Source organism: Flavobacterium gelatinilyticum, from assembly GCF_027111295.1.
In the GTDB taxonomy this organism is placed as follows: Bacteria; Bacteroidota; Bacteroidia; order Flavobacteriales; family Flavobacteriaceae; genus Flavobacterium; species Flavobacterium gelatinilyticum.
Window position 1 is genome coordinate 5,133,879 of sequence record NZ_CP114287.1, and the last position, 26,645, is coordinate 5,160,523.

A 26,645-nucleotide genomic window follows, 5' to 3' on the forward strand; every position below is an offset into this window, starting at 1 on the left:
CAAGGCTTCCCGTTAAATTTATTGAGATATTTTATTGATTATTATTTTTAACTGGTCTAAATTAAGTTATATTTGCAACGATTAACTGCCTTTCTGTTATAAATAGAATACTGCTCCAAATTCGTTACAATGACTTTTCAGAATAGTCTCAAAATACAATTTAGAAAAAATAACAATCCTATATTTTTATTAGTATTCCTCTTTTTTATTCAAATTGTTTTTTCACAAAATACAAGCAAACCTGTTCAGATTACCATTAAAGATGCTGAGACTAAACTTCCCATCAAAGAAGCACAATTTACTGCCGATGGCATTTTTCAGAAATACGAAGTACAGTCGGACGATTTAGGTAACCTGATTTTAAATACGGTTTCAAATGGCAGATACAAAATAAAATTATCGCATAAAGGCTACGAAACAATTGAAAAAACAATTGAACTGATTCCCGGACAGCATCTTTTTTTTGAATTAATCCCGAAGAGTATCGAACTGAACGAGGTCGTAATTACCGCAACAGAATCACGCGGTATGACCAGTACTTCGATTATCGACAAAAAAGCAATGCAGCATTTACAGCCTTCGAGCTTTACAGATTTATTGGAATTACTGCCCGGCGGACGTTCAAAAGATCCGGTTTTTAATGCTTCTAATTTCATTAAATTAAGAGAAGTCGGTACATCAGATTCTAATTATGATATTTCATCACTTGGAACTGCTTTTGTAATCGACGGAATTCCAATTAATACCGATGCTAATCTGCAATACACAACCGGTCCGAGAATGAGTGTTACGCCCGGTTCCGGTTATGCCGACACACGAAGAAATACGACTTCAAGAGGAGTCGATATGCGCTCTATTTCTACAGACCAGATCGAAAGGGTAGAAATTGTTCGAGGAATTCCTTCTGTCGAATACGGCGATTTAACCAGCGGATTGATAAAAATAAAACGAAAAAGAGGCCGCACAAACTGGGAATCACGTTTTAAAGCCGATGAATTCAGCAAATTATATTATGTTGGAAAAGGATTTGAATCGGAAGCAAAACGTTTTGTGTTGAATGTTGGACTGGATTATCTGGATGCTAAACCGGATCCGCGAAATAGTTTTGAAAACTATAAAAGAATTACCGCATCGATCCGTACACAGAAAACATGGGAAAACAATTCGCATTCGCTGCAATGGGATTCGAGCTTAGATTACAGTGGTTCAATCGACAACGAAAGGGCAGATCCGGATGTGGGTTATGCTAAAATTGACCGTTTCAGCTCTGATTATAACCGATTTTCGGCTGTAAATTCTTTCGATTTAAACTTCAAAACATCACCTTTTTTAAAGTCAGTACAGCTTTCAACATCAGTAAGCCAACAATTGGATAAAATTGAACAGACCAAATGGGTTCAGGTTTCCAGTGCTACGGCAATTCCCAATAATACAGAGCAGGGAGAATCAGATGGGATTTTTTTAACGCCGCAGTATATTTCGAATCTTACGGTCGACGGAAAACCTTTTGATGCATTTTTAAAAGCAATGGCGAATTTCGAACTTCAGTTATTTGGAGTAAAACATGCCCTGAAAGCAGGTTCTGAGTGGACGTATTCTAAAAACAACGGAAAAGGTCAGGTTTACGATACCACACATCCGCCATCTCCCGAAATGTCTACACGACCAAGATCGTACAAAGACATTCCGGCCAGTACAGATATTTCTTTTTTTGCCGAGGATGCCGTTACATTTCCGTTAGGAAAACACCAGTTGAATCTTGCAGGAGGAATCAGAGCAATGTCGCTCCTAAATGTTCCGTCAGCTTATGCAGTTTCCGGCAAATATTATTTTGATCCCAGAGTGAATGCACAATGGGCGCTTCCGTCTTTTCGAATAGGCAGTCATGCCTTAAAAGCTGAGCTTACGGCAGGAGTAGGGCAGTACACCAAATTCCCTACGCTGGCACAGTTATATCCTGATTTTATATACAATGATTTGGTACAGCTTAATTATTATCATGATAATCCGGCATACCGGAGAATCAATTTAATGACCTATAAAACACTGCCAGTAAATTATAATCTGGCTCCGGCGATTAATAAAAAGTGGGAAGTCCGAGCTGATTTTTCGTATGATAACAATCGTTTTTCGGTAACCTATTTTAACGAACGTATGCATTCGGGTTTTAGAAACGGTTCAAGGTATCAGGCACTTTCTTATAAAAAATACGATAACAATTCTATTGATCCTTCAACTTTAACCTCACAGCCTGATCTTGCCGATATGACTTATGTTATGGAAACTTTATTAACATCCTACAGCATTACCAATAATGGAAGTTCCCTGCTGAAAGACGGGATAGAATTTCAGTTTTCATCCAAACGTTTTTCTCAAATCAATACAAGGTTTACTTTAAACGGTGCCTGGTTTAAAACGACTTATACCAATAGCAGTCCGGTTTATAAAAGCGGACAAAAAGATATTATTATCGACGGAAAAAGAATGCCTTATATAGGTCTTTATCAACGGGATGAAGGTTCTGAAAGACAGCAGTTCAATACCAATGTAATTGCCGATACTTATATTCCGTCATTGGGAATGGAATTTTCAGGTTCGTTTCAGTTTTTGTGGTTCAGCAGCAGTCAGTCAACGCCAATGAACGGAACGCCTGTTTCCTATATAAACCCTTCCGGAGAAGAACATCCGTACCTCGAAATAGATAAATCAGATCCTATCCTGCAATGGCTGGACATAAAGTACAATGACGCTTTATTTCAAAAAAGAACCATTCCGATGTCGATGAATATGAACCTGAAAGTTTCTAAAGATTTCTATAAGAAATTCCGAATCTCCATGTTCGTTAACCGACTTTTCAGTTACTATCAAAACTACGAAATAAACGGTCAGAAAATAGAGCGGAGAGGACTTAATTCACCTTATTTCGGTATGGAACTCAACCTGAATTTTTAACTTTTAATATTAATAAATATCCAAATTATGAAAATTAAATTACTTCCCATTTTTTTTACGATAGCCGTGATGGCGATATTACAATCCTGTTCAAAAGACGATGATAATGAAGGAAACAGACAAAGCGCTGTAACCTTAACTGTTGTAAATCCGGATGATTTGAGCAGTGTTTCGTATTCCGGTCTTTCGGTTTCTTTTAAAGAATTAAATACCGGTAAAGTAACTCAGAGCACTTCTTTTACAGGAAATAATCTTTCGATTTCACTGGCTGAAGGTTCTTATGAAATTTCAATTGACGGAAAAATTAAATATGAAGCAGACGGAACTTCGGCAGAAGCTTCTGTAAGCGGTTACAAAGAATCAGTTGTTATTACAGGTTCTGCAGCATCGGTTTCTTTAAATCTTTTTCTAAAAACAACACAATCTGATTTTTTAATTGAAGAAGTATTCTTTACCGGAACCAGAACGGCCGAAGGAAAACAATATTTGGGCGATAAATATTTCAGAATTTACAACAACACAGACAAAACATTGTACGCTGACGGATTAATGATCGCACAGTCTGAATTTATGACAACCGATAAACAGGAATATACGCCAAATATTATGGCACAGTCATTTGCTGCAAATGCTATTGCTGTTGTTCCGGGTAATGGTACAACGTATCCAATTGCTCCGGGCGAATATTTTATTATTGCCGAAGATGCCATCAATCATAAAGAATACAACCCAAATTCAATGGATATGAGACCTGCAGCTTTTGAATTTTATACCGAAGATGCAGACGATGTTGACAATCCTGCTGTTCCAAACATGGAAAATTTATTTTCATCTATGGTAATCCATAACAGAGGTTTCAGAAGTTTTGTAATCGCCCGTATGCCGGCAGCAGTAAGCAAAACAGCTTATTTAACGGATTATACGTATGATTATGAATATAATCTGGTATTTGGAGGCGAAACGTACCCAATGGGCGAAAGTGTATATTCTATTCCGAATGCATGGATTATCGACGCGGTAAATTTAAGTGTTGAATCAGAATTTCAGTGGATTGTTACAGCTCCGTCATTAGATATGGGATGGACCTACTGCGGAAAAGTAGATTCTGATGCCACCCGTTACGGAAAAAGTGTACGTCGTAAAACGCTTTCAACAGCTTCAAACGGTAAAAAAATCTTAAAAGACACCAATAATTCAACAGTAGATTTCAGCCCTGAGGCTAAACCATCTTTAATGAATTAATACTCTAATCATGAGCTTTCGTTCCCTATTTCTGTTTTTTGTTTTCAGTTCTGGTATTTTGCATGCACAGGACAGTACTTCGGTATTGGTTCGTATTCATGAAAATATTTCTCCTGCGAGTAATTTTTCAAATACATTGTTTGTAAATCCTGCCAATCTTCCTTTTGCACGTACCTATTCTTTGTCTGAATTAAGTGCCGGATATACAACGAAGTCAGAACAGACTAATTTACAGCAGTTAGGAAACGGCATCAATCAGTTTCTTATTAATGCACAATCGTATTACAAGATCGATTCCGGAAATACGGTTTTTGGAAATGCATATTACAAGAACGGAAAACGAAAAAATGTGCATTGGAACGAAAGCTCAGATTATAATGTAATTTATCCCTACGTAACGGCTGATTCTATAGGCGGTGATATTTCATTTGAAGAATACGCTTTTAAAGGCGGTTATTCAAAATCATTCTCTAAAACTAGAATCGGAATCGCTGCGGCGTACAGGGCTTTACTGGAATACCGCGATATTGATCCAAGGCCTAAAAATACGGTTTCAGACCTTAATGTTCAGGCTGGGATTTCTCAAAATATTGGAAATCATTATGCTGTTGGAACTTCTGTTAACCTTCAGAAATATACACAATCTAACGCACTGAAATTCTTTAGCGAATTGGGAGCGCCTGCCGTTTATCACATGACGGGGCTTGGTGTTTATAATAATCTGCTGACGGGGAATAAGTTGAGTTCTTTTTATGACGGAAGAGGCTATGGGGCAAATTTGCAGTTGTTTCCAAAGGATCAAAATGGTTTTGTTTTATCAGTAGGATATAACCATTTTGATTATGAAAAAATAATGACCGAATTTCAGAACCTTGTAGCATCGACTATTTCAGAAAAGCGGTTTGAAGGAGAAGTTTCGTATCTTAAGAAATCAGAAACCCAGGTCTATGGTGCAAAAATCCAAGGATATTATACAGACAGAACAGGAACCGAGAATATATTTGATAATAAATCGACGACTTCATACATCAAAATTTCTGAAGCCGATCGATATACTAACCAGATCGCATTTGTTGGAATTTCAGGATTGTACTATATTCCCAATCCCGAATTTTCATGGTCGGTTTCGCCTGGTTTTAATTTGAAAAACAGAGTCGAAAAATATATTGATCCGCTTAGGAAAATGGATATTACACAGGCAATTGGGCGGCTGGATCTTTCAGCATCAAAACTTCTGTCAAAATCGCTTATCAGCTTATTCGCAGGATTTGAGTACAGTGTAGCTTTAGATTCAGAAATGAAGTTAAGCGAACGAAAGGACAATTCCATTTTTGATATGCTCGATTATAATTATTCGTACCTATCTTCTGATTATGCCAAAGCAAGTCTTGCAGCGCGATGGGATTATAAATACGATACAGATCTTAATTTTTTTATTAAATCAGATCTCGATTATTACCAATATTCTAATACTAAAAACAATACCTGTTTCCAGATGTCTGTGGGTTTGACATTTTAACAGGACTATCAAATCTTTATTTGCTATCTAATGAAACCTTTATTATTAAAAACTCTTTTTTTTACACTTTTTATCGGGTTTATCTATTCACTTTTGAGTTTTAGTGCCGCATTTTGCGAGAAGATAACCCATTCTGACTTACGCGAATTATACAGTAAACCGGTCAAAGAATGGCCAAAACCAACGATTGATAAAGGTGTAACCTGGCAGGAATTTGAATCTTTAACTATCGATACCAGTTATTACGATACCATGAGTGAGCCGAAAGTTATTTTAGGTCAGATGCTTTTCTTTGATCCTAAACTTTCAGGTTCCAATCAGATTTCCTGCAGCAGCTGCCACGATCCGGAACTGGCCTGGGGCGATGGGAGAGAAAAATCTCTTGGGAATGATCATTTGCAGGGACAGAGAAATACGCCGTCATTATACAATATTGCAGCCAGAAAAACTTTCTTTTGGGATGGCCGTGCCCTGACTCTTGAAGAACAGGCACAAGGACCAATTACGGCACATCATGAAATGAATATGGAGTCGAAAACGCTGGCTAAAAAACTAAAAAAAGTCAAGGGCTATGCGGTTTTGTTTCAGAACGCCTATGGAACTCCTGAGATTACCTATGAAAAAATCCTGCATTCGCTGGCCGATTTCCAAAAAACAATCCGCAGTAAAAGAAGTCGTTTTGATGCTTTTATTGATGGCGATTACACTCAGTTAACCGATCAGGAAATTCAGGGAATGCATCTTTTCCGTACCAAAGCACGCTGTATGAACTGTCACTCCGGAAAATACCTTACAGATGAATCATTTCATAATATCGGACTTACCTATTACAAACGGGAATATGAAGACCTGGGACTTTACAACATTACCAAAAAAGCCGAAGATGCAGGCCGATTCAGAACCCCATCGCTCAGAGATGTAATGCACACAGGCCCGTGGATGCACAACGGTTTGTTCGACAATATGACCGGAATTATCAATATGTACAACAGCGGTATGCACATGATCGATCCCGATGAAAATGAAAAGGCTGCCGATCCTTTATTTCCGCAGACCGATGTTTTAATGCAGCGCTTAAATCTCAATGATCAAGAAATCGAGGCATTGGTCTCTTTTATAAAAACTTTATCAGGAAGACAATATAAAATGGAGCGTCCGCAGATTTTGAGGTAATTTTGTGTTTTTATTTAGGTTATTTTTTAATTTCCAAATGTAAAATAGGATAGGGTTTCCCGAATCCGTCTAAATCGGAAACGGATTTGATCTCGAAACCAAAATGTTTATAAAAGGCAGCAGCTTTTAGGTTGTCTTTATTTACATCAACTTTGGTAATGTTGAGGTTTTCTAAGGCATAAAGTAAGAGTTTTTTCCCAATGCCTTTTCCAATTTCATCTGCAGTCACAAATAACATTTCCAGATTTTCTTCGTGCGTTCCTATAAATCCTGTTATCTGAAGGTTTTCATTTTTTATGCAATGCAAAGTTACCTGCTCAAAAAAGTTAGGAATAAGTTCTTTGTAAAAAATGAAATCTTCAGGTTTTAAAAAATCGTGTGTTGCCTTTACAGCAGATTCCCAAACTAAAAGCAAGTCTTTGTATTCATTTGTATGAACTTTATGAATAGTGTTTAAAAATGCATCCATTTTTTTTTATTTATAAAAAGCGAAAGTAATAATTACGGCAATAAAACTGCATTTTTAACTTTTAATCATTGACAAAATAGTGTAACTTAGAGTAAAAGGCTTTAAAAATAACCTAAAAATTACGCTAAGAATGCACTCAAAATACCTGTTTATATTTCTCATTTTGTTTTCAATACAATCAAAATCGCAGATTGTAGAAGAGAAAAAAAATTTCCGCGCCGCCGATTCATTACTTAAAGAATCCAGTTTTTCTGTCCACCGCGACAATTACTTTTTAACCGGTGTACCTCTTAATACCGATATCACCAGAAACACCGCCGATGTAAAATATCAGGTAAGTTTCAAACTTCGATTAAATTCAAAACCATTATGGGGCGGTTTTTTCCCCTACTTAATGTACACCCAGAAAGCATTCTGGGATATTTATGCCAGTTCAAAACCCTTTTCAGAAATCAATTTTAATCCCGGTGTGGCGATTGTGCGTCCGTTTTATTTAAAAGGAGACCGATTAACCTACGGAACCATTTCTCTGGAGCACGAATCAAACGGAAGGGATTCTATCTATTCAAGAACCTGGAATATGCTTGCGTTTTCCTTAAAATCGCAGGTTTCGCCGAGATGGATTGTTGGGCTTCGCGGATGGATTCCGCTTGTTGATAAAGAAGACAATCCGGGATTAACACAATATGTGGGTTATGGGGAAGCCAGCGCAACGTATCAGATACAACCCGGACGATGGAGCGCCGATGTGCTTTTTAGAAAAGGAAGCGGTGTTATGAAATACGGTTCACTGCAGACACAGCTGAACTGGAGACCTTACAAAGACGAAAATTATTATCTCACCCTGCAATGGTTTGTGGGATATACCGAGAGTTTAATCGATTATCAGGAACACAGAAGTATGCTGCGAATAGGTTTTACCATTAAACCCGAAAACATGGGGATTTTTTAGATTTTTTCCGGTTGAAAGAACTGAATGATTTGTAAATGATTGTTTTAGTGATTTTTAACTTTTTTTCTTACATTTGATAGAACAATTCTAGCCAACACGATTATGGAAAAATTAAAACGCCCGGTTTATCTGAAAGCCGGTACTGATGATTTTTTTAAGAAGATGCGCACAGAAGTAAACGAAACTGTTTTGCAGGACGCATCATTGTACCGTTTAAATGTCATAAAATCTTTAGGTCTTCTTGTTGTGTTTTTTGTGTTCTACAGCGGGATTTTATTTTTTGGGAACAATACGTCCTTACTCTATCTTTTTTACATTTTGTGCGGTTTTACCATGATTGTACTTTTTATAAATGCTTTTCATGATGCCGCACACGGCGCTTTGTTTAAAAAAGGAAAACACAACGAATGGTTCTTGTACGTTTTAGAACTTTTTGGAAGCAATCACTGGCTCTGGATGCGCCGTCATATAAATCTGCACCATGCCTATCCCAACGTTCCTGATTGGGATATCGATATAAAACAAAGCGATATTATCCGTATTTTTCCTAATAGTCCGCTTTTTGGGTATCATAAATTCCAGCACATTTATATGTGGTTTATTTATCCGCTGTATAGTCTGAACTGGATTTACATCCGCGACTTTAAGGATTTCTTCGGAACAAAAAATAATTACGTCAAGAAAGTAGTAGATACAATTCCAGCAAAGCAGATTTTTATTTTATTTGCTGCCAAAATCATTAATCTTTTCTACATTCTTTTTCTACCCATGATTGTCCTTAATCAGCCGTGGTATGTGGTTTTAGGCGGATGGTTTGCGATGCATTTATCAGGCAGCGTACTTGGAGTAGTAGCTTTGGTTTCGACACATGTTGATGAAGATGCTCATTTTCCCGGAACCGATGAAGACGGAAATCTTTCGGCTACCTGGGCAGTGCACCAGATGATTGTAACCAAAGATTTCAGCACCAACAGCAAACTGGCAAATTTCTTATACGGAGGTTTTACGCATCACGTAGCACATCATCTTTTTCCAGGAGTGGGACATACCTATTATCCGTATATTACACCCATAATTATGCGTTATGCCGAAGAATATGATCTTCCGTATACTTCTTATCCGTTTTATCATGCCGTGCGGTCTCATTTCAGAATGCTGAAGAATAAAGGTGTGAAAGAAAATATTTTAATGACGGGGGAGATTTAGGATTTTGTTTTCCGGAGTTTTAAAAAGAAAAAGAATGTTTGGAAGTAAAAATGAAATGTATATCGCATTATTTTCTACCAATATTTTATTCCTTACAAAATATCTCGTAGGCATTATATAAAAAAGATTGTATGATTCTTGCTAAAATATAATTCCCGATCGTATTTCGAATCTCTTTTACCTCAAAACCGGAATCTTTACAAAACTATCCGTGTACCATTTAATTCTAAGAGGTTCTTTAGCATCGCGTATTGTTTCCTCGCTTACCTCTTTTCCGGTTCCGTAATTTAATTGCGAAAAGGCATTTTTATTTACTGTGAGAGCAATCAATAAACGGCTTCCTTTTTTTAACTTTCTGCTTACCAAATGTGTGTTTGAGAATGGAATCGTTTCGATTGTATCCGGTTTAAGAAGCTGTCTTTTTTCAATATCTTTTGCATAACTCGCCCGGCCAATATAATAAGAGAGATGAAAATAATCTCCTTCGGGAGTTACTTCATAAAGTGTTACACCCAGATCCAGATCTTTTTTGTTGATGCCGGCTTTAATTTCGCCTAAAAAAGAACCATTTACAAGAAGCGGTTCGGTTAAAGGTTCACTTATAAAGAAATAGCCATCATTTAAATTCACTTCTTTTTTGATGATTGGGTCCGGATAATAATCGTTATTGCTGATTTCACGGTTGGCAAAATCAACTTCCTGAGTTAGGTATTCTTGTTTTTTGGGTTTTGCAGAAAGGGCTTTGTAAAAACCTTTCTCCTTGCTGTTTGAGAGATAAAAAGTCAGGAAACCATTTTGCATTTTTTCAAATGAAGAAGCGCTTTTCCACTCATTTGCCCCCATAACTTCATAATTGATTTTATCCTTTAAAATTTCAGGTTTTGGTCCTTTCTTCAAAATATAATCAAACCATTGATACGTGATTTTTTTAATATCAATCAAAGAAACGGGATCAACTTTATAATCATAAAGAACCGCTTCGCCGCCAATTTGTGTTCCAAAATGTCCGTAAGGTCCAATAACAAGATAAAAAGGCGTTTTGGGGCTGTATTTTTCAAGTTCCCTTAGGTAATACAAACTCGAGTTTTGAGAATCATTATAATAACCGTCAAAAGCCAGAACAGGAATATTAATTTGGGAAAATTCGGTTTTATAAGGTGCCATTTTCTGCCAATACACGTCAAATGAAGGATGACTGATCCATTTTTGAAACCATCTGTTTGGAACTCCGTCTATGCTGTCCAGTTTTTTATAAGCCGTTCCGGATTCCCACCACTTAAACTGCATAGTTCTAAAACGCTTTCTGTCATTTCCTGCAACGGTATCAGGATATTTACTGTTACCAACGTAAAAGGCCCATTCGTAATTGGGATTTATAAAAACATTATTTTCCATTGGATGCCCCATTCCAGGCCGGTTAGCGACATACGGAACGATGGTTTTAAGCGCCGGATGCATTTTTTTGCAGGCAGCCCATTGTGTAAAGCCGTTATAACTGCCTCCAAACATTGCCACACTTCCGGTACACCATTTTTGTTTACTAATCCAGTCGATTGCATCATAAACATCGGTGCTTTCATCTTCATATGGGTTAATTTCATTGGGGCTGAAACGCTTTCCTCTTGCATATACAATCATGCCGATATAGCCTTTATCAACAGATTCTTTTATCGATTTCAGGTCCCTGCCTTTATCACGTACATAAATGGTATATTGTAGAATAACAGGTTTTGGTTCAGTATCATTTTTTTTACGGGCAATCATGGCCGATAAAAAAGCGCCGTCCCGGGTGCGGATTGAAACACTGTCCTGAATATCATAATTATTCTCTTTATCTGCTGTCTGTGCTTTTTTAGTCTGTTGTGCTGAAACAGAATTTATAACCAAAAATAAACTCAAAATTAAAAATGATACCCTTCTGTGCATAATAGTAAGTTTTCTAATTGAACGAATTTAATTATAATTTATATATTTACTTTTTAAGATAGACTCAAATTATAACTTTATGTTACATTTTATAAAAACCTTTTTTGTTTTAGTGTTTTCATTTTCAATGCTTACCGTAAATGCGCAGCACGAAGCCTACGAGGTTCCGGCACATGAGCAGATTCCTGATACAACTTTTGTAAACCTAAAAAACTACAGTAAAGATTTTGTCTACGATATGAAGTATGCCACAGAAGATAATTTTCTGAAAGCCAAAGTATACGATTGTGCCGAATGTTTACTGCGCTTAAAAACCGTTAAAGCATTGGTTGCAGCCAATAAAGATTTTATTAAAAAAGGATATAAAATAAAGCTGTACGATTGTTACCGTCCTTTATCGATCCAGAAGAAGATGTGGGAAATTGTATCGAACCCAAAATATGTGGCTGATCCAAAAAAAGGCTCCATCCATAATAGAGGAGGAGCCGTTGATATTTCGTTAGTTGACCTGAACGGTAAAGAACTGGATATGGGAACCACTTTTGATTTTTTTGGTCCCGAAGCAGGTCACAACTATATTAAATTTTCTAAACAAGTACTTGCAAACCGTAAATTCCTGAAAAAAGTAATGATCCAGAACGGATTCAATTCATTCGATTCAGAATGGTGGCATTACAACTTAAAAGCCGGTTTAAAAGAAGGACTTTCAAACCAAAAATGGAATTGCGAATAATTATTCAACACACCTGATATTTTCTATAAAATACGTGTTAGGTTTGGTAACCTTGCCTGTAAGTTCAGAAGTAAGTTCGCTTTTTACGATATAATCTTCGGTATTAGTCAGGTATTTAATTCGCATAATCGAAATTGGCGATTTTTTAAGCTCTTCGTAATTATCTTTCATAAACATAAAAATCCCGGTCGTAATACGATTGTCAAACCCTTTGTCATCACGAATTAAAGTACCGCAGTTTTCCTGATTGATGTGCATCAGGGTTACGATTTTTCCGTTTTCCAACTGTAAAAACACCTTCGAATTTTTATCAAAACAATTCGCCTTTATAAAATCGTTACTCTTTTGAATAAGCTGTAAATTTAAAGTAGGCAGACCATCCGTTTGAGCCAGTGCGAAAAAAACATAATTAAAGTTTCCTCCAAAATACTTTTCGCTCATCAGGTATTCATTTGTTATTTTGTAAGTACCAATAGAATCCGTTACGTTTGCACTGTATTCACATGGCTTTTGGGCAAATGCGGTAATCGTTAATAAAAAAAGAGTTAGTGTAATTAGTTGTTTCATTTTTAAGTAATTTTTCTGCAAATTAAAACTATTTTGTTATCATTTTTATCAGTTGTAAAAAAACAATACATATTTCCTCCATTTTTTATTTTCCACTTTTTTCGAATATTTTCTACTGTCTCAGGAAAATTGCGGGTCGTAACATTCGCCTGCTGATTCTGCAGTTCGTTTTTCATTTCATTCTTGTTGTACGAAATTACTTTTTCGACCTCAAAGCTCCTTCCCGGAAAATCAATCAGAGTTTCAGATGTATATAAATGAGAATGTTTGTGCAGTTTGTGTATTTTGAAGGCAGTACTCACTTCGTCAAACCCTCCCGATTTCATAATTGCCGAATTGGGTTCGTACAAATATTTTTGAGGCAGATTGTAAGACGGAAATTCAGTCTCGGAACCTAAAACAAATTCAAAAGTTTCAGTTTTCTCTTTTAAAATATTAGCGGTTTTGATGGTGATTTCGCCCGAATAATTTTTATGAATTTCGAAAAGAAGTTCTTTGACCTCATTTTCTAAAGCGATAATATGAATGTTTTTTACAAAATTGAGTTCAGATAAGCCTGCTGTAATATCGAGCAAAGGTGCGGTTTTAATTAAAACAGAATCGGCTTTTTCTAAATAAAAATCCAGTAATTCCGGCACATTAGGCAGACAGTCTTTCAGCATAAAAACTTTGCCTTTTGCATCGTTTCTTCGGGATGGATCAATGTAAATCCAATCCCATTTTGATTTGGATTCTTTCAGGATATTTAAAGAGTCTCCCGCATAGCAAAAGCAGTTTTTTACGCCTAATTGTTCAAAATTATGTTTTACAATGGCAGACAAATCTTCATTTATTTCGCAGTGAGACACCGTTTCGAATTTCTTCGAAAAATAATAATCATCAACACCAAAACCTCCCGTAAGGTCAATCAGCGATTTTCCTTCGATTAAAGAAGCTTTATATGCCGCCGTTTTTTCTGATGAGGTCTGCTCAACCGAAACTTTAGAAGGATAGATTATATTCTCTGCAGCAAACCAGGCCGGCAGTTTGTCTTTTGCTTTTCCTTTGGCTTCAATCTGGTTTAAAATTAAAATCCATTCCACCTCCGGGAACGGATTTTTTTGAAGCGCTAATTTTGTTATTGATTCACTGCTATTCAGCGTTATAAAATCCTGAATGCTTTTGCTTAAAATAGAAGTGTTCAAAGTTTAAATTCTTTCGGTTAAAATAGATATGACTTTATTATCCGGGAAAAATTCTTTTAAAATCACTTTAATCATCGTAAAAAGAGGAATTGCGATAATCATTCCGACAATTCCAAAAGTAATACCGCTGATTAAAGTAATAAGGAATATTTCCAGCGGATGCGAATTTACGCTTTTTGAAGAAATTATTGGCTGGCTGATATTATTATCGATAACCTGTACCAATAAAAAGCCGATAACGACATAAATAGTCGTTGGTAAAATTTCTGACTGGAAATCCTGTCCAATTAAACTAATCATAGTTAAAAGTGCCGCCAGAACAGTCCCAATAATAGGTCCTAAATACGGAATGATATTTAAAATAGCACACAGGAAGGCAATTACAAATGCATTTTTGTTTCCAAATATTAGCAGAACAATTAAATATAAGATAAAAACAACGGTTAACTGCAGTAAAAGCCCAATAAAATAGCGTGTCAGGAAATGATTTATTTTGGTAATTGAATTAAGGATTTTGTCTTCGTTTGAGTCCGGAAGAATTTTTCGGGCTGTGTTTTTAAAATCATCCTGATCTTTAATAAAGAAAAAAGTAATAAAGAAAACCGAAACCAGTCCCATTCCCATATCGGCTAAAAAGTTTAGGATCGAATTTATAAAACCCGTAAAATAAGTAAAATCCAGCATAGAGGTTATTTTGGAATCTCTTAAAACTTTATTCAGATCTACATGCTGAATATTAAAGTAAGCCTCGATGCTCTGCTCTGTTTCCATAAACTGAGTCTGCAGCTGGTTAGTGTCTAAAAGTGCCAGATTATTGGCCTGCGAAATAATAAGCGGCACAAATAAAAAGATAAAACCGGTAAGCAGTAAAACAAAAAGAATAATCGTCATTGTGGCGGCAAGAGAATTACCAAATTTTAGTTTCTGTCTTAAAAACTGCACAAGCGGGTTGGCAATAAGACATAATAGAAGAGAAACACACAAATAAACAATTACAGTTTGTATTTCATATAAAAAGTATAAAACGATACCAATTATTAAGATCGTTGCTAAAGCTCTTAAAATTCCGTTCGAAATAGTTTTTGATGTTATCATGTTTAAATTTAAAATTTAGATGATAAATATAGGAAAAAGCATTTTAAAATAGGTGCTCAAACAAAAAAAGCGGGATGATTCATCCCGCTTTTGTGTTCGTTTTTTATCAACTATTGTGCAAAAGAAGCTCTTGCTCCTCCAGTTGTAAATATAGCTGCAATTCTGTTTTTCTGGCCAGTTGAGAACATGTACATAGCTGCGTCGTCAACATAATCCATGTAGTTCATGGTCATTTCTACCGGAGTACCAGAGCAGGTGCTGTAGTGCGGATAAGCAGGAACACCATAATTTTCTTCGTTATGAGTAGGTGTGTCAGCAACTAAATCGCTTCCGCAGGTTGCATCTCCCCAAATGTGGCGTAAGTTCATCCAGTGTCCTACTTCGTGAGTTGCTGTTCTTCCTAAGTTGAAAGGAGCATTTGCAGCACCTGATAATCCAAAATAACGAGGATCAATTACAACACCATCTGTAGCAGACGATCCGCCTGGAAATTGTGCGTAACCCAAAATACCGCCTCCAATTGTGCAGGACCACATATTAAGTTTAGTTGTTGGTGAAGTAGGAGCAATACCGCCCTGAGCTGTTTTTTTCATTGCATCGTTAGTTCCCCATGAAGTTTTTGTAGTCGATTTTCTAATTACCTGATCCAGTACAAACGTAATACCAATATTGGCTTTTACACCTGCAAAAAGAGCCGGTACGTTGTTGTAATCAGAATTTAGCGCATTAAAATCTTTGTTTAAAACATCAATCTGAGACTGAATCTGGGCATCAGAAATGTTTTGTGCAGCTGTTCTGTACAAAACGTTTACCACAACGGGAATTTCGATTTTGCCGTTTACTAAACGGCCTGTGAATTTTCCATCAGAATGTGCAGCAGTAAATGCCTCAATTTGATTCATTTTGATTGCAAGAGCAGGATTTGCTTTTAATTGTGCATCAAGAACATCCTGAGTTGCGCAGGCACGACGGCTGGCTAGTGCAGATGCGTCTGTGCTGGCAGCTTCGGTTTGGTCACTTTGACAAGAAAACAGCACTAATGCTGTAATTGCAGTAATGATAACTTTTTTCATAATAATCGGGGTTTTTTGTTATAAAATATTAGTTTTGGTTAACCAGATCGCAATTTTATAACAAAATAATTTTGTAGCCAAATATTTATAATGAATTATTTGTGGGAATTTTTACGACCCCTTATAAAGTAAGGTTCTTAGAAAAATGTTAAAATTATTTTTGTGATTCTTTTTCTTACTTATTACTTTTTTATATGCAGTTTAACGTTATTATTTGCCGTTAATCGTGTTTTTGAATTACAATTTTTGGTTTTACTGCCTATGAGATGCAAAAAATCTAGTATTCAATAGCCTATTGAAGCCTATTTTCTTGCAGATTGGATTTATTTACAGCCGAATTCTTCAGATCTAAAGTAACCATGAAATTCACGTTTCTTAAATATTTACATTTAAAAAAAAATAAAGTCAAAAAGTTTACAAAGAAGTGATTTCATACAAGGCAATACTGGCCGCCTGTACTACATTCATACTGCTGTTGTTACCAAACATATTGATGTGGACAATTTGATGGGAAATTTTTAGAAGATCTTCGGAGATACCGCTGATTTCGCTGCCAATTAGAAGTGCAATTTTTTTGTCTTTAGGAAGTACAACTTCTTTCAGAGGTTTGCTGTTACTCGTGATTTCTAAAGCAATAATTTCGAAATCATTATTTTGCAGATATTCGATTAAAGCTTCGTTTTCTTCTATAACCTGATGCGGGACATGAAGATGCGTGCTTCTTGAAGTCTTATTGATTTTTCTGGGCGTAAGCGGAATATCTTTTCCTAAAAAGATAATATTTTCGACCCCGAAAGCCTCAGAAATTCGGAATAGTGAGCCAATATTCTGCTGAAAATAAATATGATCGCAAACCAGCGTTATCGGGAAAGTTTTTCGTTCAAACTGATTTTCTTCGTGAGTAAGCTGCACTGTTTTTTAGATTAATTGGTAAAGATATAATTGATGATATTGGCGCCCATTTTTAACGCTTTATCACGCGCACCTGCCGGATCGTTGTGTACTTCGGCATCTTCCCAGCCGTCACCAAGGTCGCATTCATAAGTGTACAACAAAACCAGCTTGTTTTCTACAAAAATACCAAATGCCTGCGGACGTGTTCCGTCATGTTCGTGAATTTTAGGAAGTCCGTTTGGAAAAGGAAACGGTTTTTGAAAAATAGCATGATTCGCCGGAATCTCCATTAAATTATTATTTGGAAATATCTTCTTAATTTCTTTTCGAATGTACTGATCCATTCCGTAGTTATCATCAATATGAAGAAAACCGCCTCCGTTTAGATAATTTCTTAAATTAGTTACATCAGAATCGCTGAATACTACATTCCCGTGTCCCGTCATGTGCACAAACGGGTACGAAAGCAAATCCGGATTACTCGGTTCTACAGTCGATGGTTTTGCTTTTATGCGCGTATTGATATTCGAATTGCAAAAACGAATTAAATTAGGCAGAGAAGTAGGGTTGGCATACCAGTCGCCCCCGCCGCTGTATTTTAATAAAGCAATTTCCTGAGAGAAGGAAGAAACGGAAACCAGTACTAATAAGTAAAATAATTTTTTCATAATAATTTAAATGATCCTGCGTGTTTAAACGCATTTTTTGTCGTTCCGGGGAATAACAAACTTACCCTTTTAATTTGTTTATTCATTAAAAAATACAACGCTGTGACACGCCACTACAGCAGCGGTTTCGGTGCGTAAACGTGTATTTCCTAACGTTACGGGCTGATAATTATTTTCGACTGCCAATTTTATTTCCTTGTCCGAAAAATCTCCTTCAGGACCAATTAATAAGGTTACATCCTCATTGGGTTTCAAAGCTTCTTTCAGCGATTTTTTATCGGTTTCTTCGCAGTGCGCGATAAACTGCTGTCCCTGATTTTTTTGTTTTATGAATTCTTTAAACGAAATCGCATCATTTAATTTAGGCAGATACATTTCGTTAGACTGTTTCATGGCAGACAAAATGATTTTTTCAAAACGTTCTAAATTAATCACTTTTCGTTCAGAACGATCGCAGATAATGGGTGTAATTTCCTGAATACCAATTTCGGTTGCTTTTTCCAGAAACCATTCAAAACGGTCGTTCATTTTGGTCGGCGCAACGGCCAAATGCAGTCTGAATTTTGGTTCAGGCGATTTTGTAACAGAGCGTACATCAACGATACATTTAGTATCAGAAGCCAGGGTAATTTCGGTTTCAAACAAAAAGCCGGCACCGTTTGTAACGTAAAGTATATCAGAATCTTTTTTTCGTAAAACCTTAATTATATGACGGCTTTCTTCTTTATCAAAAGAAAAACTTTCGGTTGTTTCGTCTATATCAGGATTATAAAATAACTGCATAATTAAAATTGAATTCTGGCTTTTGAAACTACTGCCGAAGTTTCAAAACGTTTAGATAAGTATTTTTGATACCCTACGATTCCAATCATGGCAGCATTATCGGTAGTATATTCAAATTTAGGAATAAAAGTTTTCCAGCCGTATTTGCCTTCGCTTTCTTTTAATGTATTTCTAATGCCGGAATTGGCCGAAACACCACCGCCAATTGCGATTTGTGTAATTCCGGTTTCCTTAACGGCAAGTTTTAGTTTGTCCATTAAAATTTCGATAATCGTATGCTGAATCGAAGCACAGATATCATTCAGGTTTTCCTCGATAAAATTTGGATTTTCCTGTTTGTTTTTCTGAATGAAATATAAAATAGCTGTTTTTAGTCCGGAGAAACTAAAATCCAGTCCCGGAACTTTAGGTTTCGTAAAGGTAAAAGCTTTCGGATTTCCTTCTTTTGCATATTTATCAATCAAAGGGCCGCCCGGATAAGGCAGTCCAAGGATTTTGGCGCTTTTGTCAAAAGCTTCTCCAACCGCGTCATCAGTGGTTTCGCCAATGATTTCCATGTCAAAAAAACCGTTCACTTTTACGATCTGGGTGTGCCCGCCGCTAATGGTTAAAGCCAAAAAAGGAAACTCAGGTTTGTCATAACCTTCTTCATCAATAAAATGTGCCAGAATATGAGCATGCATGTGATTTACAGCAATTAACGGAATTCCTAGCGCCAGCGATAACGATTTACTAAAAGATGTTCCTACCAAAAGCGAACCCATTAAGCCCGGACCTTGTGTAAAAGCAATAGCTTTTAGCTGTTCTTTTTGTACATTTGCTTTGCGAAGTGCGGCATCAATAACTGGAACAATATTCTGCTGGTGTGCTCTCGAAGCCAATTCGGGAACAACACCGCCATATTGATTGTGAATTAGCTGATTGGCCACAACATTTGAGAGAACTTTATCGTTATGTAAAACTGCGGCAGCAGTATCATCGCATGAACTTTCGATGGCAAGAATAAAAACCTCTGAATTTTGCATATAAAGGCACGATTTTGGATTATATTTGACAAATAAATTTCTTAATTTTATTTGTGTAAAGCAGATGCCAAAATTAAAGAATTTTTATTAAAACAGCTGCTCTTTGCCTGTTCAAATTAAATTAACTCAAAACAACAACAATACAAGTTATCAAAAAAGTAAAAAAAATAGTGTCCAGATTCCTGATTGGCTTAATTTTACTTTTGCTGGTTCTTGCTATAACGTTGTCGCTTCCGGTTGTACAAACCAAAATAGCCAATTATATTACCACGACGCTTAATACCGATTTTAAAACGGATATTACTATAGAACGAACAGCGATCAATATTTTTGGCGGTGTAAAACTCAAAAAAGTCCTTATCCGCGATCATCATAAAAAGACTTTAATTTATTCTGAAATTATCAATACAGATATTTTAAGTATAAAAAGACTGCTCGACGGCGATTTGATTTTTGGAGATATTCGTCTGACGGGTTTAATTTTTAACCTGAAAACCTATAAAAACGAAGACGAAAACAATATCAATAAGTTTATTGCTTTGTTTGAAACAGATAAAAATGCACCAAAATCCAAACGAAAGTTTCTTCTAACAGCGAAAAACGCTTATATATCAAACGGGAATTTTTCTGTTGTAGATGAAAACAAAAGAACCCCGCAGTTTTTAGATTTTAAAAAACTGAATGCTTACATCAGTGATTTTAAAATTTACGGTCCGGATGTAAATACCATGATCCACAGGTTTTCATTTCTGGATCACAGAGGTTTGTATGTTTCTAACTTTGCCGGAAAATTTAGTTATACCAAAAAACAGATCAAAGTTGAAAATCTGGCGATCAAAACCAAAAGATCCTGGATTTACGGAAAAGCTATTTTAAATTATAAAGTAGAAGATTTTCTGGATTTTACAGACAAAGTACAGTTTGACGTAGCTTTGGACTCTTCGTCTATTGCGTCAAATGACATTCGTTATTTTTATGACGGACTGGGTAAAAACCAGCATTTTAAGGTAAAAACCAAGTTAAAAGGGCCTTTAAATAATCTGAACTTAAATCATTTAAGACTTACAGATACCAACGGATCGAAAATATTTGGAACAATTAATTTCAGAAACCTTTTAGGAACCAAAGAGCAAAAGTTCTCAATGGACGGAAAGTTCGATAAACTGATTTCGAGCTACGATAATCTGGTAGTTTTACTTCCGGGAATATTGGGTAAATCACTGCCAAAAGAACTTAAAAAAGTAGGTAAGTTTAATATCATCGGAAAAGCGAAAGTATCGACTACAGATCTCGAAACCAATTTTAAGATGGCGACAGATCTGGGGAACGGTAAAGTCGAACTTCATATGAATAATATGGATTTTATCGATAAAGCTTCGTATTCCGGGAATATTGTGCTCGAAAATTTCAATATTGGTGCTGTGCTTGACCGAAAAGATGTTGGCAAAACCACATTGAATATAGATGTTGACGGAGTCGGCTTTACCAAAAAATATCTGAATACTATTGTAAAAGGAGATATCAGTAAATTAGATTACAATAAATACACCTATAGTAATATTGTAGTCAACGGTAATTTTAAACTGCCTTATTATAAAGGTAAACTTTCTGTAAACGATCCAAATTTAAATTTGAATTTTGACGGTCTGGTAGATTTAAGCAGAAGGGAAAATCAATATGATTTTCATATCAACGTAGAGAATTCAGATTTAAGAAAACTGAAATTTATAAGCGATTCGATTTCACATTTCAAAGGTGACATTGTAGTTCAGGTTACCGGAAATTCAATTGAAAATCTTCAGGGAAATATTTATTTAAACGATGTCGAATATCAGAACCCAAAAGAAACTTATATTTTTGATTCGGTTACAGTAAGTTCTAATTTCGACGAAGATAAACTGAGAACCATAACCGTAAATTCCTCAGATATTGTTGAGGGAAAAATTGTGGGGAAATTCCAGTTTGCCCAATTAGATAAACTGGTTATGAATTCCGTTGGAAGTTTGTATACCAATTACAAACCCTACAAAGTTAAAAAAGGACAATTCCTGCGTTTTAATTTTCATGTATATAATAAGGTAGTAGAAATGCTGTATCCTGAAATGAAAATTGATTCCAGCACTGTGGTTCGTGGTAAGATAGATTCAGATTTACAGGAGTTTAAATTCGGATTTCGATCAAAACAGATTACGGCCGATAAAAATATCTTTGATAATATCCGAATCAGCATTGATAATAAAAACCCGCTTTATAATGCGTTTATAGAACTGGATAGTATAAAAACACCGTATTATAAAATCCGTGATTTCAATTTAATCAATGTAACTTCAAAAGATACACTTTTTGTTCGTTCAGAATTTAAAGGAGGCGACAAAGGTCAGGATTATTTCAATCTGGATTTGTTTCATACCATCGATAAAAACAAAAACAATATCGTAGGGATTAAGAAGTCTGAAATGAAATTTAAGGACTACTTATGGTATTTAAACGAAAATTCTGAAAAAGACAATCAGATTATTATTGATCAGTATTTTAAAAACTTTAATATTGATAATATCGTCCTGTCTCATGAAAATCAGAAGATCGATTTAAACGGTACTATTAAAGGAAAGGATTATAAAGATATTGTTTTGAACTTTGAAGATGTAGATATTAATAAAATCACACCTTTTAATTCCAAGTTTGTCTTTAATGGTAATCTGAACGGGAACGTTAATTTTAAACAAAATAAAAATGTTTATCAGCCCACGGCCACCATTAAGATTGATCATCTCAATCTGAATAAAGTTGAACTGGGAACTCTGAATTTTGATATTTCGGGAGATGAAACCTTCAAGAAGTTTACGGTAAACTCTTCTATAGTAAATGGTTTTGCAGAATCGTTCCGGGCAAACGGTACTTTTGCTGTCGAGAATAAAGAAACGTTTTTAGATGTCAATTTAAAACTCGAAGGCTTTAATCTGGCGACTTTTGGAACTATTGGTGGTGATGTATTGTCGAACATACGAGGATCTGTTTCCGGAAATGCTGCTGTAGTAGGAAATTTAAACAAACCGGAAATTAATGGCCGATTGTATGTTGAAAAAGCCGGAATGACCATTCCGTACCTAAATACAGATTACGAACTAAGCAACAGAACAGTAATCGACTTGACCGATGAAAAGTTTCTGTTTAGAAATAATCAGCTTACAGATACAAAATACGGTACGAAAGGACTGCTGAACGGAACTATTGAGCATCATAATTTTGGCGATTGGAAATTGGATTTAAATATTACTTCTAAACGACTCGTGGCGCTTGATACAAAAGACAGCGAAGATGCGGCTTATTTTGGTACGGCATTTATAAACGGATCGGCAAGTATCAAAGGGCCGACAGAAAGTTTATTTATTAAGGTAGACGCAAAATCTGAAAAAGGAACCGAGGTTAAGATACCTATTAATAATGTACAGAGTGTTGGAGAAAGCAGCTGGATTCATTTTGTAACACCAAAAGAAAAATACAACCTTGCAAATGGTATTGTAGAAAGAAACAGAAACTATAACGGACTGGAGCTGGAATTTGATTTTGATATTACACCAGATGCCGAAGTAGAAGTAATTCTGGACCGAAATTCCGGTCACGGTATGAAAGGAAGAGGATACGGATCGTTATTGTTTAAAATTAATACATTGGGTAAATTTAATATGTGGGGAGATTTCCAGGCATACGAAGGAACTTATAATTTTAAATATGGCGGTTTAATCGATAAAAAGTTTGCCGTTAGAAAAGGAGGATCTATTATCTGGGAAGGAAACCCGATGCGTGCCCAGCTGAACCTGGAAGCCGTATACAAAACAACTGCAAACCCGGCTGTATTATTGGATAATACGTCTTCGTTTAATAAAAAAGTACCGGTAGAGGTGGTAATTGGATTAAGAGGAGATTTGGCAAGTCCGGAACCTAATTTTGATATTCAGTTTCCATCTGTAAGTAATGTTTTAAAATCTGAGATTCAGTACAAACTCGATGATAAAGATATTCGTCAGACTCAGGCCCTGTATTTATTGTCTACGGGATCGTTTATGAGTACCGACGGATTTAGTCAGGGTGATTTTTCAGGAACACTTTCTGAAACCGCATCGAGTTTATTGGGTGGTATTATAAAATCTGACAGTGATAAAGTAAATATTGACTTAAATTATATTGCTGCCGACAGGAGAATGGGGCAGGAAGTAGACGGTCAGTTTGTGGCTAATATTTCTTCGCAGGTTAATGAACGAATTACGATTAACGGAAAACTGGGGGTTCCGGTAGGAGGTGTTAACGAATCGGCAATTGTGGGCGATATCGAAATCATGTACCGTGTAAACGAAGACGGCTCAATGAATCTTCGCTTGTTTAATAAAGAAAATGATATTAATTACGTAGGTCAGGGAATTGGGTATACGCAGGGAGTCGGTATTTCATACGAAGTCGATTTTGATACCTTCAGCGAACTGGTAAATAAATTATTTAAAAACCATAAACTCGAAAGAGCGATAAAAAACTCAGACGATTTTCAGGATTCTAATTTAAATCCGGATTACATCAATTTCAATAGAAGAAAAGAAGATCAAAAGGATAAAGACAAAGAAAAGGATAAAAAGAAGTCTGATAAAAAAGAAGAAGAAAAGAAACCCCGGCCGGAAAATAATAACGAAGGGGTAATTCCGGACAACGATTTTTAGCCGACTGTTAAAACAAACTTATATCTAACCCCATTATTTTTATAATGGGGTTTTTTGTATTACTTTTAGAGATTAGGTAAGTTTTTGGTTCACAGAATCATAATTACTAATTTTGTAACACTTCATCAGGGTATTGTTAATTTTAAACATTTAATCAAAAAAAGAGGCTTTTATTATTTTAAATGAAATTTTTGCTACTAAAAAAACTTATTAACGAAAACGTTTGAATTTAACATTTTTTATTAATTTATGATAATTGCAACCTGAAAAGTGACGGATGTTTGCTAAATTTACACTTTAATACTTAAATAATGTCAAAAACAATAAAAAAAGTAGGTGTTCTAACCTCAGGAGGAGACTCACCTGGAATGAATGCAGCAATACGATCAGTTGTTCGAACATGTGCTTATCATAATATAGAATGCATAGGGATTTATAGAGGGTATCAGGGAATGATCGAAGGAGACTTTAAAGAAATGGGACCTCGTAGTGTTAACAACATTGTAAACAAAGGAGGAACGATCTTAAAATCGGCTCGATCTGTTGATTTTAGAACTCCGGAAGGAAGAAAAAAAGCACACGAGAATCTTTTGAAAGCAGGAGTAGATGCTCTTGTTGTAATTGGAGGTGACGGAAGTTTTACCGGAGGTCTGGTTTTTAACTCTGAATATGGTTTTCCTGTAATGGGAATCCCGGGAACAATTGATAACGATATTTACGGTACAAGTTTCACGTTAGGTTACGACACTGCTTTGAATACTGTTGTTGATTGTATTGACAAAATCAGAGATACGGCAAGTTCACATAACCGTTTGTTCTTTGTAGAGGTTATGGGTAGAGATGCTGGACATATCGCGCTTAATGCCGGTATTGGAGCAGGAGCCGAAGAAATCCTTATTCCTGAAGAAGATTTAGGATTAGACAGATTATTGGATTCTCTTCAAAAAAGTAAAGCTTCTGGTAAATCATCAAGTATAGTGGTAATTGCCGAAGGAGATAAAATTGGTAAAAACGTATTTGAATTAAAAGATTACGTTGAAGCTAATTTGCCTGAGTACGATGTAAGAGTTTCTGTTTTAGGGCACATGCAGCGAGGTGGTTCTCCATCATGTTTTGACCGCGTTTTAGCGAGCCGTCTGGGTGTTAAGGCTGTTGAGTCTTTACTGGAAGGAAAATCAAACTATATGGTAGGTGTTAAAGAAGATAAAGTAATCTTAACTCCATTAGAGCAGGCTATTAAAGGTAAATCTGAAATCGACAGAGAATTATTGAGAGTGTCAGACATTATGTCTACATAATATTAATATAAAAGTTTAAAAAGAGAAGAAGTTTATTGTGAGGAAATTAGACTTTGAATTAGTGTAATAAAAACAAAAGCAAAAAATTTAGTAAAATGTCAAAAGTAAAATTAGGAATAAACGGATTTGGCCGTATCGGAAGAATCGTTTTCAGAGAGTCATTCAACAGAGATAATGTAGAAGTTGTAGCAATCAACGACTTACTAGATGTAGATCACTTAGCTTATTTATTAAAATATGATTCAGTTCACGGTCGTTTTGACGGAACTGTAGAAGTAAAAGAAGGTAAACTTTACGTAAACGGAAGAAACATCCGTATTACTGCAGAAAGAAACCCTGCTGACTTAAAATGGAACGAAGTTGATGTTGATGTAGTAGCAGAATGTACTGGTATCTTCACAACTATCGAAACTGCAAGTGAGCACTTAAAAGGTGGTGCTAAAAAAGTAATCATCTCAGCTCCGTCTGCAGATGCTCCAATGTTTGTAATGGGAGTGAACCACGAAACTGCAAAAGCTTCTGATTTAGTAGTTTCTAATGCTTCTTGTACTACAAACTGTTTAGCTCCTTTAGCTAAAGTTATCCACGATAATTTCGAAATCGTTGAAGGTTTAATGACTACAGTTCACGCAACTACTTCAACTCAAATGACAGCTGACGGACCTTCTAGAAAAGACTGGAGAGGTGGACGTGCTGCTGCAATCAATATCATTCCTTCTTCAACAGGAGCTGCTAAAGCGGTTGGAAAAGTAATCCCTTCTTTGAACGGAAAATTAACTGGAATGTCTTTCCGTGTACCTACTGCTGACGTTTCTGTAGTAGATTTAACTGTAAAAGTTGCTAAAGAAACTACTTACGAAGAAATCTTAGCTGTATTGAAAAAAGCTTCTGAGAACGAAATGAAAGGTATCTTAGGATATACTGAAGATGCAGTAGTTTCTCAGGATTTCATCTCAGATAAAAGAACTTCTATCATCGATGCTGGTGCAGGAATTGGATTAAATTCAACTTTCTTCAAATTAGTATCTTGGTACGATAATGAGTACGGATACTCAAGCAAATTGATCGATTTATCTGTGCATATCGCAGGTTTGAAATAATATTATATAATTTTGCAAAATCCCGTTCGACGCGTCGAACGGGATTTTCTTATTTTGTTACGTCTTTAATTAATGTA

20 protein-coding genes are annotated in these 26,645 nt (G+C 35.8%); 10 read left to right on the forward strand and 10 right to left on the reverse strand.

The features are described from left to right. Positions 1-129 precede the first annotated feature (129 nt). Genes OZP11_RS22310 through OZP11_RS22325 form a run of 4 tightly spaced genes read left to right on the forward strand, consistent with a single transcriptional unit; the run spans position 130 to position 6,886 of the window. Positions 130-2,952, forward strand: a complete 2,823-nt coding sequence (locus tag OZP11_RS22310) for a TonB-dependent receptor (protein WP_281232690.1) — start codon at positions 130-132, stop codon at positions 2,950-2,952. Between the two features lie 27 nt (positions 2,953-2,979). Next, entirely contained in the window at positions 2,980-4,194 is a 1,215-nt protein-coding gene (locus OZP11_RS22315; protein ID WP_281232691.1) for a DUF4876 domain-containing protein, read from the forward strand. Between the two features lie 10 nt (positions 4,195-4,204). Beyond that, a complete protein-coding gene (locus OZP11_RS22320) occupies positions 4,205-5,713 on the forward strand; it encodes a DUF6850 family outer membrane beta-barrel protein (RefSeq protein ID WP_281232692.1) in 1,509 nt (502 codons plus the stop codon). 30 nt (positions 5,714-5,743) lie between these two features. Next, positions 5,744-6,886: a cytochrome-c peroxidase gene (locus tag OZP11_RS22325; protein WP_281232693.1), complete on the forward strand. Its 1,143-nt coding sequence runs from the start codon at positions 5,744-5,746 to the stop codon at positions 6,884-6,886. Positions 6,887-6,905: 19 nt separating this feature from the next. Here the strand turns inward: OZP11_RS22325 and OZP11_RS22330 are convergent, their stop codons facing one another. Further along, complete coding sequence (locus OZP11_RS22330) at positions 6,906-7,355, reverse strand: GNAT family N-acetyltransferase (RefSeq protein WP_281232694.1); 450 nt, start codon at positions 7,353-7,355, stop codon at positions 6,906-6,908. A gap of 130 nt (positions 7,356-7,485) precedes the next feature. Between OZP11_RS22330 and OZP11_RS22335 the strand changes: the two genes are divergently transcribed. Together OZP11_RS22335 and OZP11_RS22340 are read left to right on the forward strand one after the other, a co-directional pair. After that, a complete protein-coding gene (locus OZP11_RS22335; RefSeq protein ID WP_281232695.1) occupies positions 7,486-8,307 on the forward strand; it encodes a phospholipase A in 822 nt (273 codons plus the stop codon). 102 nt (positions 8,308-8,409) lie between these two features. Beyond that, positions 8,410-9,513 (forward strand): fatty acid desaturase family protein, encoded by a 1,104-nt coding sequence (locus tag OZP11_RS22340; RefSeq protein WP_281232696.1) that lies wholly within the window; start codon positions 8,410-8,412, stop codon positions 9,511-9,513. Between the two features lie 177 nt (positions 9,514-9,690). Here OZP11_RS22340 and OZP11_RS22345 read toward each other — a convergent pair whose 3' ends face one another. Further along, positions 9,691-11,439, reverse strand: a complete 1,749-nt coding sequence (locus OZP11_RS22345) for a CocE/NonD family hydrolase (RefSeq protein WP_281232697.1) — start codon at positions 11,437-11,439, stop codon at positions 9,691-9,693. A 79-nt stretch (positions 11,440-11,518) separates the two neighbouring features. On the opposite strand from OZP11_RS22345, the gene OZP11_RS22350 reads away from it, so the two are divergent. Next, positions 11,519-12,172 carry a M15 family metallopeptidase gene (locus tag OZP11_RS22350; RefSeq protein ID WP_281232698.1) on the forward strand — a complete coding sequence of 218 codons (654 nt, stop codon included), beginning with the start codon at positions 11,519-11,521 and terminating at the stop codon, positions 12,170-12,172. Here the strand turns inward: OZP11_RS22350 and OZP11_RS22355 are convergent, their stop codons facing one another. The 8 genes from OZP11_RS22355 to tsaD form a co-directional block, all read right to left on the reverse strand. Continuing rightward, on the reverse strand, positions 12,173-12,739 hold the full coding sequence (locus tag OZP11_RS22355) for a hypothetical protein (protein WP_281232699.1): 567 nt from the start codon (positions 12,737-12,739) through the stop codon (positions 12,173-12,175). Between the two features lie 2 nt (positions 12,740-12,741). Then, positions 12,742-13,923 (reverse strand): THUMP-like domain-containing protein, encoded by a 1,182-nt coding sequence (locus OZP11_RS22360; protein WP_281232700.1) that lies wholly within the window; start codon positions 13,921-13,923, stop codon positions 12,742-12,744. Between the two features lie 3 nt (positions 13,924-13,926). Then, positions 13,927-15,018 (reverse strand): AI-2E family transporter, encoded by a 1,092-nt coding sequence (locus OZP11_RS22365; RefSeq protein ID WP_281232701.1) that lies wholly within the window; start codon positions 15,016-15,018, stop codon positions 13,927-13,929. A gap of 110 nt (positions 15,019-15,128) precedes the next feature. Continuing rightward, positions 15,129-16,091, reverse strand: coding sequence for a zinc metalloprotease (locus tag OZP11_RS22370; RefSeq protein ID WP_281232702.1), 963 nt, complete (start codon positions 16,089-16,091; stop codon positions 15,129-15,131). 414 nt (positions 16,092-16,505) lie between these two features. Continuing rightward, positions 16,506-17,003: a TrmH family RNA methyltransferase gene (locus tag OZP11_RS22375; RefSeq protein WP_281232703.1), complete on the reverse strand. Its 498-nt coding sequence runs from the start codon at positions 17,001-17,003 to the stop codon at positions 16,506-16,508. Between the two features lie 11 nt (positions 17,004-17,014). Next, the gene (locus OZP11_RS22380; protein ID WP_281232704.1) at positions 17,015-17,653 is read right to left on the reverse strand and encodes a DUF4159 domain-containing protein; all 639 of its coding nucleotides are present in this window, start codon (positions 17,651-17,653) and stop codon (positions 17,015-17,017) included. A gap of 78 nt (positions 17,654-17,731) precedes the next feature. Next, positions 17,732-18,436: a 16S rRNA (uracil(1498)-N(3))-methyltransferase gene (locus OZP11_RS22385; RefSeq protein WP_281232705.1), complete on the reverse strand. Its 705-nt coding sequence runs from the start codon at positions 18,434-18,436 to the stop codon at positions 17,732-17,734. 2 nt (positions 18,437-18,438) lie between these two features. Then, the gene (gene tsaD / locus OZP11_RS22390) at positions 18,439-19,461 is read right to left on the reverse strand and encodes a tRNA (adenosine(37)-N6)-threonylcarbamoyltransferase complex transferase subunit TsaD (protein WP_281232706.1); all 1,023 of its coding nucleotides are present in this window, start codon (positions 19,459-19,461) and stop codon (positions 18,439-18,441) included. Between the two features lie 170 nt (positions 19,462-19,631). Between tsaD and OZP11_RS22395 the strand changes: the two genes are divergently transcribed. The 3 genes from OZP11_RS22395 to gap all read left to right on the forward strand — a co-directional run bounded on the left by OZP11_RS22395 (position 19,632) and on the right by gap (position 26,568). Next, a complete protein-coding gene (locus OZP11_RS22395; protein WP_281232707.1) occupies positions 19,632-24,170 on the forward strand; it encodes a translocation/assembly module TamB domain-containing protein in 4,539 nt (1,512 codons plus the stop codon). A 311-nt stretch (positions 24,171-24,481) separates the two neighbouring features. Beyond that, positions 24,482-25,468, forward strand: coding sequence for a 6-phosphofructokinase (gene pfkA, locus OZP11_RS22400; RefSeq protein WP_281232708.1), 987 nt, complete (start codon positions 24,482-24,484; stop codon positions 25,466-25,468). Between the two features lie 95 nt (positions 25,469-25,563). Next, positions 25,564-26,568 carry a type I glyceraldehyde-3-phosphate dehydrogenase gene (gene gap, locus OZP11_RS22405; RefSeq protein WP_281232709.1) on the forward strand — a complete coding sequence of 335 codons (1,005 nt, stop codon included), beginning with the start codon at positions 25,564-25,566 and terminating at the stop codon, positions 26,566-26,568. Positions 26,569-26,645 lie beyond the last annotated feature (77 nt).

Coding starts and splice junctions, on each gene's coding strand:
- tsaD (WP_281232706.1), bottom strand. CDS start 19,461: ATGCAAAATTCAGAGGTTTTTATTCTTGCCATCGAAAGTTCATGCGAT.
- OZP11_RS22340 (WP_281232696.1), top strand. CDS start 8,410: ATGGAAAAATTAAAACGCCCGGTTTATCTGAAAGCCGGTACTGATGAT.
- gap (WP_281232709.1), top strand. CDS start 25,564: ATGTCAAAAGTAAAATTAGGAATAAACGGATTTGGCCGTATCGGAAGA.
- OZP11_RS22325 (WP_281232693.1), top strand. CDS start 5,744: ATGAAACCTTTATTATTAAAAACTCTTTTTTTTACACTTTTTATCGGG.
- OZP11_RS22320 (WP_281232692.1), top strand. CDS start 4,205: ATGAGCTTTCGTTCCCTATTTCTGTTTTTTGTTTTCAGTTCTGGTATT.
- OZP11_RS22365 (WP_281232701.1), bottom strand. CDS start 15,018: ATGATAACATCAAAAACTATTTCGAACGGAATTTTAAGAGCTTTAGCA.
- OZP11_RS22315 (WP_281232691.1), top strand. CDS start 2,980: ATGAAAATTAAATTACTTCCCATTTTTTTTACGATAGCCGTGATGGCG.
- OZP11_RS22345 (WP_281232697.1), bottom strand. CDS start 11,439: ATGCACAGAAGGGTATCATTTTTAATTTTGAGTTTATTTTTGGTTATA.
- OZP11_RS22355 (WP_281232699.1), bottom strand. CDS start 12,739: ATGAAACAACTAATTACACTAACTCTTTTTTTATTAACGATTACCGCA.
- OZP11_RS22370 (WP_281232702.1), bottom strand. CDS start 16,091: ATGAAAAAAGTTATCATTACTGCAATTACAGCATTAGTGCTGTTTTCT.
- OZP11_RS22380 (WP_281232704.1), bottom strand. CDS start 17,653: ATGAAAAAATTATTTTACTTATTAGTACTGGTTTCCGTTTCTTCCTTC.
- OZP11_RS22335 (WP_281232695.1), top strand. CDS start 7,486: ATGCACTCAAAATACCTGTTTATATTTCTCATTTTGTTTTCAATACAA.
- pfkA (WP_281232708.1), top strand. CDS start 24,482: ATGTCAAAAACAATAAAAAAAGTAGGTGTTCTAACCTCAGGAGGAGAC.
- OZP11_RS22385 (WP_281232705.1), bottom strand. CDS start 18,436: ATGCAGTTATTTTATAATCCTGATATAGACGAAACAACCGAAAGTTTT.
- OZP11_RS22330 (WP_281232694.1), bottom strand. CDS start 7,355: ATGGATGCATTTTTAAACACTATTCATAAAGTTCATACAAATGAATAC.
- OZP11_RS22350 (WP_281232698.1), top strand. CDS start 11,519: ATGTTACATTTTATAAAAACCTTTTTTGTTTTAGTGTTTTCATTTTCA.
- OZP11_RS22310 (WP_281232690.1), top strand. CDS start 130: ATGACTTTTCAGAATAGTCTCAAAATACAATTTAGAAAAAATAACAAT.